The sequence below is a fragment of the Streptomyces sp. NPDC002536 genome, from assembly GCF_053594995.1.
Map to the genome: position 1 here is coordinate 28,402 of NZ_JBSFWU010000013.1, position 12,582 is coordinate 40,983.

General features: G+C 72.7%; 11 protein-coding genes, 1 tRNA gene and 1 pseudogene. 10 read left to right on the forward strand and 3 right to left on the reverse strand.

Annotation, left to right across the window (positions count from 1 at the left end):
- Window positions 1-208 precede the first annotated feature (208 nt).
- Window positions 209-1,108, reverse strand: a complete 900-nt coding sequence (locus ACWD4B_RS07460; RefSeq protein ID WP_451419890.1) for a CPBP family intramembrane glutamic endopeptidase — start codon at window positions 1,106-1,108, stop codon at window positions 209-211.
- 214 nt (window positions 1,109-1,322) lie between these two features.
- Between ACWD4B_RS07460 and ACWD4B_RS07465 the strand changes: the two genes are divergently transcribed.
- From ACWD4B_RS07465 to ACWD4B_RS07485, 5 genes and pseudogenes are all read left to right on the forward strand, one after another.
- A complete protein-coding gene (locus ACWD4B_RS07465) occupies window positions 1,323-2,576 on the forward strand; it encodes a sensor histidine kinase (RefSeq protein WP_451419891.1) in 1,254 nt (417 codons plus the stop codon).
- On the forward strand, window positions 2,573-3,295 hold the full coding sequence (locus ACWD4B_RS07470; RefSeq protein WP_451419892.1) for a response regulator: 723 nt from the start codon (window positions 2,573-2,575) through the stop codon (window positions 3,293-3,295). The genes ACWD4B_RS07465 and ACWD4B_RS07470 overlap by 4 nt, the downstream gene beginning before the upstream one ends.
- A 463-nt stretch (window positions 3,296-3,758) precedes the next feature.
- The gene (locus tag ACWD4B_RS07475) at window positions 3,759-4,511 is read left to right on the forward strand and encodes a helix-turn-helix domain-containing protein (RefSeq protein WP_451419893.1); all 753 of its coding nucleotides are present in this window, start codon (window positions 3,759-3,761) and stop codon (window positions 4,509-4,511) included.
- A pseudogene (locus tag ACWD4B_RS07480) lies at window positions 4,508-5,305 on the forward strand (helix-turn-helix domain-containing protein); the annotation flags it as partial. The gene ACWD4B_RS07475 and the pseudogene ACWD4B_RS07480, both read left to right, overlap by 4 nt.
- Before the next feature lie 148 nt (window positions 5,306-5,453).
- Window positions 5,454-5,526, forward strand: a tRNA-Ala gene (locus ACWD4B_RS07485).
- Between the two features lie 62 nt (window positions 5,527-5,588).
- Here the strand turns inward: ACWD4B_RS07485 and ACWD4B_RS07490 are convergent.
- The gene (locus tag ACWD4B_RS07490; RefSeq protein WP_451419894.1) at window positions 5,589-5,939 is read right to left on the reverse strand and encodes a DoxX family protein; all 351 of its coding nucleotides are present in this window, start codon (window positions 5,937-5,939) and stop codon (window positions 5,589-5,591) included.
- Window positions 5,940-6,000: 61 nt separating this feature from the next.
- Between ACWD4B_RS07490 and ACWD4B_RS07495 the strand changes: the two genes are divergently transcribed.
- From ACWD4B_RS07495 to ACWD4B_RS07505, 3 genes are all read left to right on the forward strand, one after another.
- Window positions 6,001-6,915, forward strand: coding sequence for a LysR family transcriptional regulator (locus ACWD4B_RS07495; RefSeq protein ID WP_451419895.1), 915 nt, complete (start codon window positions 6,001-6,003; stop codon window positions 6,913-6,915).
- 84 nt (window positions 6,916-6,999) lie between these two features.
- Window positions 7,000-8,136, forward strand: coding sequence for a VIT1/CCC1 transporter family protein (locus tag ACWD4B_RS07500; protein WP_451419896.1), 1,137 nt, complete (start codon window positions 7,000-7,002; stop codon window positions 8,134-8,136).
- Window positions 8,133-9,479: a hypothetical protein gene (locus ACWD4B_RS07505; RefSeq protein WP_451419897.1), complete on the forward strand. Its 1,347-nt coding sequence runs from the start codon at window positions 8,133-8,135 to the stop codon at window positions 9,477-9,479. The genes ACWD4B_RS07500 and ACWD4B_RS07505 overlap by 4 nt, the downstream gene beginning before the upstream one ends.
- Here ACWD4B_RS07505 and ACWD4B_RS07510 read toward each other — a convergent pair.
- Window positions 9,425-11,023, reverse strand: a complete 1,599-nt coding sequence (locus ACWD4B_RS07510) for an AMP-binding protein (RefSeq protein WP_451419898.1) — start codon at window positions 11,021-11,023, stop codon at window positions 9,425-9,427. The two genes, ACWD4B_RS07505 and ACWD4B_RS07510, sit on opposite strands and share 55 nt — an antisense overlap.
- A gap of 281 nt (window positions 11,024-11,304) precedes the next feature.
- On the opposite strand from ACWD4B_RS07510, the gene ACWD4B_RS07515 reads away from it, so the two are divergent.
- Both ACWD4B_RS07515 and ACWD4B_RS07520 read left to right on the forward strand, forming a co-directional pair.
- Window positions 11,305-12,135: a peptidoglycan recognition protein family protein gene (locus ACWD4B_RS07515; protein ID WP_451419899.1), complete on the forward strand. Its 831-nt coding sequence runs from the start codon at window positions 11,305-11,307 to the stop codon at window positions 12,133-12,135.
- 85 nt (window positions 12,136-12,220) lie between these two features.
- Window positions 12,221-12,556, forward strand: a complete 336-nt coding sequence (locus ACWD4B_RS07520; RefSeq protein ID WP_451419900.1) for a hypothetical protein — start codon at window positions 12,221-12,223, stop codon at window positions 12,554-12,556.
- The last annotated feature ends 26 nt before the right edge of the window (window positions 12,557-12,582 follow it).

The window sequence follows — 12,582 nt, forward strand, 5'->3', positions numbered from 1 at the left end:
GCGTGTCCGACGGATCTTCGCGCGCCCCGTAGGGGCGCGGGGAACTGCGCGATCAGCCACCGCCGGCCCGCAGTCGACGTACTGCCCCGGGGGTCCGGGGCGAAGCCCCCTGGGGGACTCGACTGCGGGCGCGTCGTGGCCGGTCGCGCAGTTCCCCGCGCCCCTGACGGGGCACGAAGTTCCGCCGGACAGGCCGTGGGCGGCCGACTCAGGACAGCCTCCCGCGGCCTTTCGAGCCGCGCCGCGACGGCCGCATCGTGCACGCGCAGGCGACGGCCATGGGCGCGACCGTCATGAGCGCCACTCCGGTCACGTCGAGCCCGCCGCCGGTCCCCGTTCCGGCCTCGGAGCCCAGGAGGGTGCCCGTGAGCAGGGAGAGAACCATGTTGTTCCCGCCGTGGGCCAGGCTCACGGCCCAGATGCTGCGGCTTCGCGTGAACAGCCATGCGAGCAGTACTTCCTGGAGCAGGAAGCTCCCCGTCCACACCGTCATGCCGATCAGGGGACGGGGGAAGGAGATGTAGTCGGTGAGCGCCAACGGGTAGTGCCACGACGCCCAGATGAGACCGGTGACGGCGGTCGTCAGGGCCGGACGTCCCGGGAACAGCCGCTGTCTGAGGTAGCCGGTCCAGCCGAATTCCTCGCCCGCGTAGATCGGTGTCAGGAGCGGGACCACGAGCATGAGGGCCACGACGAAGGCCCAGGCGGGCATGCCGCCGGCCAGTTCGTCGAGCGCGGAGAGGTCGGGGTGCCACAGGCCCAGTGCCGCCGCCAGTCCGCACGAGGCCGCCGCGAGGACCAGTGGGCCCAGCCAGGCGGCCAGGTAGTACGGCCAGGCGCCCCTCAGGCGCAGGGCCAGGCCCGCGTCGGCGAAGCCTTCCCTCGTGATCCAGCGGCGTACCACGACCGCGGCCAGGGCCGGCATGACACCGAACGGCAGTTGCGCCAGCGGGTTGACCATCGACAGGCCGCACCCGAAGTGCGCGATGAGGATGTAGGCCCAGGTTCCTCCGAAGGCCAGGACCAGGAACCAGGCCGTCCCCTTCGTCTTCGGGGCACCGGCCGTCAGCGGTACCGCCTGCTGCTGTTTCGTCTTCGTCTCAAGCACGTCGCCAGCCTCACGCCGGTGACGTGCCCCGCACATCGCGGGCGCGGGGGAATCCGGATCTGGCTCGCACGGGGGAGGCGGCAGGACGATCTTGGTTGGGATACTTCCGGCCGTGCGTGTTCTGATACGTCCCTCCCCGTCCCCGTCCCCGTCCCCGTTCTCGAGAACTGCGAAATCCGCGAGAACCGCGAACACTTGGCGCGGCCCGCTGCACGTGCTGCTCGGCGCAGCCGTCGTGCTGCTGCCGTTGCCCGTGGCGGTACCGGCAGCCGCAGTGGTCCCGCAGGCCTGGCGGCCGGCCGCCTTCCTGGCCGCCCTCGCCGTGCTCACAGCGGCCCTCGGCCTGCCTCGCGTCGCGCGCCGGGCCTCCGTGACGCTGGCCAACGGCCTGCTCGGTACGGACCTTCCGGCCCCCGCCGCCGACGTGTCCGGCTCCGGCCTCCGGTGGCCGAACCGGTTCCGTACGTCCGTCTGGCTGCTGCTGCACGCCGTGACCGGTGGTGCCGCGACCGCCGTCGCGGTGCTCCTGCTGATGGCGGCCTTCGGCCTGCCCGCCGTATGGCTGCGCGGCGGCGACCGGATCACCGTTCTGACGGACATCGACGTGGCGGGCGGGGTGCGGGGCTCGTGGACCCTGCCGGCCGCGGCCGTCCTTCTCGTCCTGGCCTGCCTCGCGGGCAAGGCGGCGGCCGCACTCCTGCGCCGGCTCGCGCCGTTGCTGCTCGGGCACCGGCCCGCCGAACGGCTCGCCGCGCTCGAGGAGCAGATGCGGATGCTGGCCCAGCGCAACCGGCTCGCCCAGGAGTTGCACGACTCCATCGGCCACACGCTCACCGCGTCGACCATCCAGGCCGCCGTGGCGAGGGAGTTGATGACCAGCGACCCGGCGCGGGCACGCCGCGCGCTCGTCGGCCTGGAGGAGGTGTCGCGTGCGGCGCTGGACGACCTCGACCACGTCCTCGGCCTGCTCCGGGACGGCCGGGCGTCGACCGCCCCGCCGCTCTCCCTCGCCGACCTCCCCGCTCTGCTGGACCGGGTCCGCGATGCCGGCACGGAACTGCACGCCGACGTCACCGGGGACATGGCGCACGTACCGGCGAGCGTCTCCCGCGAGGCCTACCGCATCGTCCAGGAGGGGCTGACCAACGCGCTGCGGCACGCCTCCCGGGCACCGGTCCTGCTGCGGGTCGCGGTCGCGCCCGACCGGCTGGAACTGGAAGTCACCAATCCGCTCACCGGGCACAGCGCCCTGGCATCCCGTACGGCCCGTGCGGGAGTTACGGGCCGCAGGCGGGGATCGGGTCTGGTCGGCGCGGCCGAGCGGGTGGCGCTGCTGCGGGGCGAGTTCTCCGCGGGGCCCGTGCCGGGCGGAGGCACCGGCAACCCCGGTGACGCCGGCGGACTCGACAGCCCTTGCGGCACCTGCTGGCGGCTGTACGCCCGCATCCCGCTAGGGTCCGGCGCATGACCGTGACCGTGCTCGTCGCCGACGACGAAGAGATCACCCGCACCGGCCTGCAGATCCTGCTCGGGGCCCGGCCGGGTATCGAGGTGATCGGTGAGGCAGCCGACGGCGTGACAGCCGTGTCCCTGGCGGAACAGCTGCGTCCGGATGTCGTGTTGATGGACGTGCGGATGCCCGGGGCCGACGGGATCGAGGCCACCCGGCGTCTGCAGTCCGCACTGCCCGACCCGCCGAAGGTCGTGGTGATCACCACCTTCGAGAACGACGACTACGTCTACGACGCGCTGCGCGCGGGAGCGAGCGGCTTCGTCCTGAAACGGGCCGCGATCGAACAGATCGCCCATGCCGTGCAGTTGGTGGCCACGACCGACTCCGTACTGTTCCCGGACGCGGTCCGCCGGCTCGTCGCGGCCCGGCCCGCGCCGCCCCGGCCGCCACGAGGAGGACCCGCGCTCACCGGCCGCGAACTGGAGATCCTCCGGCTCATGGCGAAGGGCCTGTCCAATCCCGGCATCGCCGACCGGCTCGTGGTCAGTCTGGAGACGGTCAAGACGCACATCAGCAATCTCCTGGCCAAACTCGGTGCCCGCAACCGCACCCAGGCCGTCATCCTCGCCTACGAGTACGGCTTCGTGGTCCCCGGAGCAGAGCCGGTGGTGCATTGTGCGCCCCGTAAGGGGCGCGGGGAACTGCGCGACCAACCATCGACGGCCTGCAGTTGACGCGCCACCCCAGGGGTCCGGGGCGAAGCCCCGGGAGCCTCGGCTGCGGGTGCGTCGTGGCTGATCGCGCAGTTCCCCGCGCCCCTTACGGGGCGCTGTGGCGCCCGACGGCGGCCCGCCTTCCTCCCCCGTGGAAGGCGGGCCGCCGTGCATCCCCCCGTGCGGCACCGGGCGATGCGGGGTGGACCGCACCGCCCGGCTTCCGGGTATGACTGTGATGCGCCACATCCTCATGTGCCAGTCCATCCCGGGGGATTGGGTCATCGTGGGACGTCCCACGGTCCTGCCTGCGGAGATGTGCCGGCCGATGAGGTCGTGGTGGGACGGCGACGGCGGTGGCGAGGTGGCCGGAAGTCGCGGCTGCCACCGGGTGCTTACCGGAACCGGCGTGTGTGCATCGTCATCATGTGCGGCAGAGGAGGCCCATCGGCCTCGGGGGACCACGACGCGTATGGGGTGGAACATGCGGCGTTGGAAAGAACTGCCCGGATCGCTGGACGATCGCGTGCGCCAACTCGTCGTGCAGCTCCGCAGACTGAAGGACCGGAGTGGTCTGAGTCTCGCCGCACTGGCGGCCAAGACCTCGTACAGCCGCTCCTCCTGGGAGCGTTATCTCAACGGCAGGCAGTTTCCGCCGCGGGACGCGGTCGAGGAGCTGGCGCGCGTGTGCGCCGTCGATCCGGCCAGGCTGCTGGTGCTGCACGAACTCGCCGCGGAGGCCTGGGCGGACGGGACGCCCGACGGGATACCCGGCGGGGCGGCGGGGGTGGGGACGGCCGGCCGCCGTGCACCCGGGCGGCGTTGGGTGCTCGCCGGGGCGGTGGCGGTGCCGGCCGTGGCGCTGGCCGTCGCCCTGCTGCTCGCCCGTCCCTGGCAGGGCGACGACGCGCAGGCCGGCACGCCGCGGCCGAGCAGCAGCCCGTCGATGTTCGTCTACATGCCCCACCGCGCCCACCCCTGCACCGTCCGGCGCCAGGACGGCGAGTTGCGTGCCGGGTACAGCGCGACGCGCACCGCACTGATGGAGATCAACAGCACGGGCTGGGAGATCGTCGAGGCGCAGTGCCTGCTGAAGTACCACGGCTACGACCCCGGTACCGCCGACGGCGACTACGGCGAGCGCTCCAAGAGCGCCGCCGAGCACTTCCAGAAGGACCACGATCTCGTGGTGGACGGCATCGTGGGGCCGGACACCTGGAAGGAACTGCGCCGATGAGCGGTGATCGCCCGCTTCCGGAGGAGTGCGTGCGACTGGCCGAGGGCCTGCGGGAGTTGCGGAGCCGTACGGGGCTGAGCCTGGCCGCGCTCGCGGAGCTCACCCCGTACAGCAAGTCGTCCTGGGAGCGGTACCTCAACGGCAAGAAGCTGCCGCCGCGGCATGCGGTCGACGCCCTGTGCCGGCTGGCGGACGAGCCGGCCGGGCGGCTCCTGGCCCTGTGGGAGCTCGCGGAGCAGGGGTGGAGCGGCCGGGCCGCCGTGCCCGCGGGTGCGGCAGCCCGCGAAGTCGTCGCCGAGGAGCGCGCGGACGGGCCGGTTCCGGGCCGCAAGGGGAGGGCGCCGGGCCGCTCCCGCAGGACGGTCGTCCTGTCCGGTGCCGCTGCCGTGGTGGTGGCCGTCGCCGCCGTGCAACTGTTCCTCACCGCCAAGGGGAGCGAGCCCGGCAGCCGCGCAGCGGGCAGGACCGCGGCGGCCCCCTCGTACCCGCAGTCCTACGCACCCGGTTGCACGGGGGACGAGTGCGACGGCCGGGACCCCAACGAGATGGGGTGCGGCGCGCAGGGCCTGGTGGACACGCTCACGACCCGCCGCGCGGCCGGCGGCCAGCGGCTCGACATCCGGTACTCCGCCCGGTGCGGAGCCGTGTGGGTGCGGGCCGTGAAACTGCGCCTCGGCGACCGGGCGGAGCTGTCCCTGCCGGGCACCGAGACCAAACAGGTCACGGCGGCGAGCCGGCGCGACACGGAGGTCTATCTGTCGACCGCGATGACCGCAACGAAGGACCCCCACCAGGCACAGGCCTGCCTGAAGCCTGCCGAGGGAGGCGCGCCGGAATGCTTCACGGTGCCCGGCTCCCGGCCCGCGGCCGGATTGGCAGGCGGCACGAAAATCCGTGTAATGTGTGCGTGTCGCCAAGGGAACCCGGCGGACAACAGAACAAGGGGCTATAGCTCAGTTGGTAGAGCGCCTGCATGGCATGCAGGAGGTCAGGAGTTCAATTCTCCTTAGCTCCACACGGAGATCGAGAGGCCGCCAGGAATGGCGGCCTCTCGATCGTTTTCCATGCCAGGGGAATTCATCGCGCCATGCCGAGGACGAGAGTTGCCCCGGCCATCGCCAAATAGGCTCCGGGGAACGCCATGTTGTGGAACACCCGGGCGCGGACATGGGCCACCACGGCGCCGATGAAGAACAGGACCAGCCCGGCCGCGGCGGCAACTCCGACGGCCCGGGCCCCCAGAAGCCCCAGCGCGAGACCGGCCGCCCCGGCGGCCTTCGCCGTGGCCAGCAGCGGGAGCGAGGACGGCGGGAGCCGGACGGCGGCCGAATTGGCGAGAACGAACCCGGCCTTCGCGAAGTCGGCGACGGCCATCCCTGCGTTGGCCGCGATCGTGAGCACGGTGACAACCGTGTAGGCGATGAGCATGGGAACAGCCTCGTCGCACCCCCGGCCGGGCGTCCAATACCGGTATCCATAACCTGACGGCATGGACGTCGACACCCGGCTGTTGCGCTGCTTCCTCGCCGTCGCCGAGGAAGGGACCCTCACCCGCGCCGCGGAGCGCCTGTACGTGTCCCAGCCCGCGCTGACCAAACAGATCCGCCGCCTGGAGACCCTGCTCGGCGTCCGGCTCTTCACCCGCTCCCGGAACGGCATGGCGCTCACCGCACCGGGCCGGGCCCTGGCGGAGCAGGCGCCCGCCCTGCTGGACGGCTGGGACCGCGCGCTGCACGGGACCCGCAGCGCCGCCGCCCGGGCGGCCCGTGTGCTGCGGGTCGGATTCCTGGCCAGCGCCGCCAACGAGGCCACCCCGCACATCATCGCCGCATTCACCCGGCACCGGCCGGGCTGGCGCGTCGACATGCGGCAGTCCGCATGGTCGGACCCGACCGCAGGCCTCGCCGCCGCGGACGTCGACGCCGCCCTGCTGCGGCTCCCCTTTCCCGGCCAGGACGCCCTGCGCGTGGAAGTGCTGTTCGCCGAACCCCGCTGGGTCGCGCTCCCCGCAGCGCACCCGCTCGCCGCCCGCACGTGCATCCCCTTCCGGGACCTGTGGGACGAGCCGTTCGTGGCCGCCCCGCCCGAGACGGGCAGCTGGCGTGACCACTGGCTCGCCGCCGGCGAACGCGACGGCCGGCCGGTCCGCATCGGCGCCGTCACCGACCAGCCCGACGAATGGCTCAGCGCCATCGCCAACGGCTACGGCATCGCCCTCGCCCCCGCATCCGCCGCCCGCTTCTACGCCCGCCCCGGCATCGTCTACCGGCCCGTCAGCGGCATCGGCCCCAGCCGCGTCGGCGTCGCCTGGGCACCCGCCGGCGACACCGACCCCGTCGTCCGGGACTTCGTCCGGTGCTGCCTGGACAACAGGCAGGCGCACGGCGGCGGGATCACCCCCTGACCGACGGGGCACGCGACCAATGCGATCTTTGCGGGCCGCGTCCCGTTACCGTTCGGACACGGGAGCCGACGCCGAGGAGCGATGATGCCGGATCCGACCAGCGACCAGCCCGACGCCTCCCGGCTCCGGCGCTGGCGGGAACTGCTGCAGAGCGAGCGCGAAGCGGCCGCGCTCTACGAGCGCCTGGCACAGGCGGAGACCGGCGAACGGCGTGAGGTCCTGCGCGAACTCGCCGCGGTCGAGCGGCGGCACGCCGCGCACTGGGAAGGCCGGCTGCGGGCCGCGGGAGCGGAGGTGCCCCCGCCCGGGACGGTGCCGCTGCGCACCCGCCTGCTGGGCCGGATCGCGGACCACTGGTCCGTGGCGGCCGTCCTGCCGCTGGTGGAACGGTCGGAGAAGGCCGACGCCGGCACCTACGACGCCGAGCCGGACGCCGCGCCCGGCATGGCGGGGGAGGAACGGGGACACGCCCGCACCCTCTCCCGCCTCAACGAGAGCCGCCCCAGCGTCAGGGAGGGCATCGCCCGCCGGGAGACGTGGCACCGGGGCGACCGCTCGGGCGCGCTGCGGGCCGCCGTCTTCGGCGTCAGCGACGGCCTGGTCTCCAACACCGCCCTGGTCATGGGCTTCGCCGGATCAGGCTCCTCCCGCACCGCCATCGTGCTGGCCGGAGTGGCGGGCCTGCTGGCCGGTTCCTTCTCCATGGCGGCGGGCGAGTACGTCTCGATGTCGGGGCAACGGGAGATGTACGAGCGGGAGATCGGCCTGGAGAGCCAGGAACTGGAGGAGGACCCCGAGTCCGAGCGCGAGGAACTGGTGCTGCTCTACCGCGCGAAGGGGCTGAGCAAGCAGGAGGCGGGGAAGGTCGCCGACACCATCATGGCCGACCGGGAGGTCGCCCTGGACACCCTGGCCAGGGAGGAACTGGGCCTCGACCCCGACGCCCTGGGGTCGCCCTGGTCGGCCGCCGTGTCGAGCATGCTCACCTTCGCCCTGGGCGCGCTGGTCGTCATCCTCCCGTACCTCGTCACCGGCGGGGCGACGGCCCTCGTCGCCGCGGTGTGCCTGTTCCTCGTCGCGCTCGCCGCCGTGGGGGCGGGGATCGGGCTGCTCAACGGCCGCTCGGCCTGGCGCTCGGCGGCCCGGCAGGTCCTCGTCGGCGCACTCGCGGCGGCCGTCACCTTCGTCGTCGGCCGCCTGATCGGCACGTCCGTATCGTGAACGAGGCGACCGCCCGCTATCTGGAGCTGTGCCGCACGGACCGGAGCGGCCTGAAAAACGCCGTGGCCGGGGCAGAGTTGCCGATGTCCCTGCGCGATGCACGGCTGCTGGCCCGGCCGTTGTTCGTCGACGAACCCGCCCTGCAGGCGGCGGCGGACGACCTGCTGTCCCTCTTCGACATTCTGGCCTCGCTGCCCGACCGCCTCTTCGACGGCGAACTCAACGCCTATTGGCCGGCACTGGGCGGCGATCCGGCCCTCGTGCCGCTGCTGCGCCGCTGGGCGCCACAGCAGCCGCGGGCCCGGTTCGGGCGGGCCGACCTCCACCGCGGCGAACACGGCTTCTCCCTGCTGGAGTTCAACATCGCCGGGGGAGTCGGCGGCATCGAGCTCGGCGAACTGCCGCGCACACTGCTGGGGATGGACGACTTCGCCCGCTTCGCCGCGGAGCACGCGCTGCGCCACGTGCGCACCGGGGAACACGTCGCCGCGACGCTGCGGGCCGTGGCACCGCGCCCGTCCCCGGTGGTGGCGCTGGTGTGCGCCCCCGGCGCCCTCGCCCGCTACCGGCGGCCGCTGGCCCCCACCGTCGAGGTGCTGCGGAAGCACGGACTGGAGGTGCTTCTCGGCGAGTTGAGCGAGGTGCGGGACAGCGGCGGGAAGCTGTTCGTCGGCCGGGTACGGGTCGACGTGGTGCTGCGGTACTTCGCGCTCGACGAGACGTCCGGCTGCGAGGACCGCGTCGATGCGATCGTCCACGCCGAGCGGGCGGGCAACGCGATCCTGTGGACCGGAGTGGACAGCACCCTCTTCTCCAACAAGGGCGCCCTCGCACTGCTGTCGGACCCGCGCTGCGACGCCGTCCTGTCCGCGCAGGAACGCCGGCTGACGGACCGGATCCTGCCCTGGACCAGACTGCTGACCCCCTCACTGGTCGACCGGTGCGTGGCGGAGCGCGAACACCTCGTGCTCAAACCGTGCCGGGGACGCGCCGGTGCGGGAGTCGTCGCCGGGTGGGCCTGCCCGGAACGGGAATGGGCCGACGCCCTGCGCCGGTGCGCCGGCCGGGGGCACGTCGTGCAGCGGAGGGTCGTCCCCTGCGCGGAGCCCGTGGTCGACCCCGGAACGGGAGCGACCGAGGACTGGACTCCGGTGTGGGGCCTGTTCGTCACCCCGCACGGGTACGGGGGCAACGCCATCCGCGCGCAACCCGCCACGGGCGACGGCATCATCGGCTACAGCGCGGATACCGCCACCCGGGCCACCGTCGCCTTCGGCTGCCCCGCCGGTCAGCCGGCCTCGCCGGACTCCGGCGACGTGGCCCCGTGCAGCAGACTGGGGTGACCTTCCCAGTACGGCGCACGCAGGGCGGTCTTGTCGACCTTGCCGATGGGGGTCAGCGGCAGTGCGTCGACGAACTCGAAGCTTGCGGGCAGATAGACGGGACGCTCCAGTTCGTCCAGGATGCACCTGCGCAGCTCCTCGGCGGGGACACGGGCCCCGGGGTCGGTGACGACGACGGCGTGCACGGCCTGGCCGTAGAGCGGGTGGGGGACCGGGATCACCGCGGCGGCCCGCACCGCCGGGTGGGTGGCGAGGGCGTTCTCCACCAGCGGCGAGTAGATGGCGGAGCCCGACTCCCCGGTGATGATCACGTCGTTGCGGCGGTCCAGGAGGAAGAAGTAGCCCTCCTCGTCCCGGTATCCCAGGTCGCCGGTGCGCAGCCAGCCGTCCGGGTGGAACGCGGCGGCGGTGGCCTCCGGCTGGCCGACGTAGCACTCCATGACCCGCGGCCCCCGCGTGCAGACCTCCCCGACCTGCCCCGGCGGCACGGGCAGGCCCTGCTCGTCACGGATGCTCGCCTCCATGTCGGGGAACGGGAGCCCGGCCGAGCGCAGCAGCCTGCCGTCGTCCACGGTGTGGTCGGGCGAGTCCAGCGCGGTGATGCCGAACGCCTCGGTCATGCCGTAGAGCTGCCACAGCACCGGCCCGAAACGGTCGAGGGCCTGCCGGGCCCGGTCCGGGGTGATCGGACTGGCCCCGTACATGATCCGGCGCAGGCCCGAGCAGTCCACGCCGGCCAGCGCGGGATGGTCGAGCAGCCGGTACAGCATCGGCGGCATCAGCATCATCGCCGTGATGCGCTCGCTCGCCAGCGCCGCGGTCACGGCCTCCGGCGTGAAGCGGTCCAGCAGCACGAGCGTGCTGCCCCCGGCCAGGCTCGTCAGCCCGTACAGTCCGCCGACGTGGGCGATCTGACTGGTCACCAGCAGCCGCACCGGCTCGGGCAGGAACGGATGCTCCAGGATCGTCCGGTACAGCCGGTGCCGGTGCAGTACACACTTGGTGAGTCCGGTGGTGCCTCCGGTGCACAGCACCGTCTCCACCTTTCCGGCCTCCGCCCACTCCGGGTCCGCGGGCGGGCGCGTCTGCCGGACGGCGGCCATCAGGTCCTTCGCGGGTCCCTCGGGCCCCAGCGACCACAGCTGAGCTCCGGTGAACGCGGCCGTCACCGCCTCCGCGCACGGCGCCGAGATCCGGTCGTCCACGATCAGCATGTCGGCGGGGACGTTCGCCGCGATGCTGGCGTACTCGGCCGGCCCCCGGTCCGCGGGCATCGGCAGGAACCGGGCCCCGGCCAGGTGCGCGGCGAACGGCACGCACACCGCCTCGGTCCGGTTGCCGCCGGCCAGCGCCACCGTGTTCCCCGGCCCCAGACCGAGGGACCGGAACACCGTGGCCATGCGCCGGACCGTCTCGCCCAACTCCGCGTAGGTCAGCCGCCGGCCGCCGTGCACCACGGCCTCCCGGTTCCCGTGCCGGGGGAATTCCTCGTCCACCAGCCAGGCGGCATAGCTGCGTTCTTTCACGTCGCCCATGGCGCCCATGAACCGTCCTTTTCACCGACTTCAGCGACCGACTTCAGTGGCCGACTTCACCGAACGAATGCACCGTTCCTGCACCGTTCCTGCAACGGACAACGTGTCTCATGCGCGGCCTGGTGAGACCGTCCGACTTTCGGATTCACCCGGAAGGGGCACTCCGGTGGGCGATGTTCCGGTGACGTCCCGGGGCTCCCGGAGGCCATGGCACCGGCGTTACAGTCGGCGGGGGTGGCCGTCGAATGCCCCTGGTGACCTTGGAAAAGGGACGGAAAGGACCTTGACCCGTGACCGGAGAATCCAGGAAACCCCGGATAGGACGCCGCGGCCTGCTGAGCGGGGCGCTGGCCGGCGGAGTGGCCGTGACGGCCGGGAACACCCTGTCCGCCCCGGAGGCCGAGGCGCGTACGAGACCGGCGGACGACTGCCCGGTGCACCGCCCCAGGCTCCACACCCGGGAGGAGTGGAGGGCCGTCCCGCCGGCCGACCCCGGCGGCGTCAGAGTGGAACCCTTCGCACCGGCGCTGATCGTGGTTCACCACATGGACTATCCGAACTCCACGGACTACTCGCTGGAGCACGCATTCCAGCTGTCCAGGGACTGCCAGTACGACCACATGCACAACAACGGGTGGAACGACATAGGCCAGCAACTGACCATCAGCCGCGGCGGATTCCTCATGGAGGGGAGATACCGGTCCGCCGGAGCAATTCGGCACGGCGAGCACGTCATCGGCGCGCAAGTGGCCAACTGGAACACCGCGAGCATCGGAATAGAGAACGAGGGCACCTACATCACCGAACTCCCGCCCGCAGCGCAATGGCGGACACTCGTCGCCACGTGCGCCTGGCTGTGCGACCGGTACGACCTCTCCCCGATGACCGCGATCGTCGGCCACCGGGACCTCAACCAGCCCGGCACCCCCCTCGCCACCGAGTGCCCGGGCAACGCCCTCTACAAGAAGCTGCCCGGACTGCGCGCGAACGTCGCCACGGCCATGGGACTCCCCGTCGGGGACGGCTCCGCCAACCATGTGACGGAGGACCTTCCTTCCGTGCGGGGAGCCCGGGAGAGGGATCACGGGCCTGCGACGGGGGCGTTCGACCCCACGCGGTGACGGCTCGCGGTGCGGGGGAACTGTGGCGGTACGGCCGGGAGTTGAGCGGTCGTGAAGCAGTGGTCCGTGGAGCAGAGGTGACGTCGTGCCCTACCTGATACTGATCGGCTGTCTCGCGGCGGTGATGGGCTTCTTCACCTGGCTCGCGGCCCTGGCCCGCCGCCGTGGCGTGGCCGGTTCGGCCGTGCGTGCAGCGCTCGCCTCCTACGAGGAGGGCATGCGGATCACCGCCTACGACGCCCATCACGAGGTGCGGGCGCAGGCCGACCGCCAGGCGCCGGTCGTCTCGCCGGACGGCCCGGCGTGGGGTGGTCGTCGTGATACCGGCCCGAGCCGGACGAACCGGCCGGGTCGGCGCCGCCCGACTGCCGGCCGCCTCCGTCGCCGGCTCGGGCGGACGGTGCGTCGCCTTCGGCGATGACGGCGTGCGATGCCGAGACACCACCC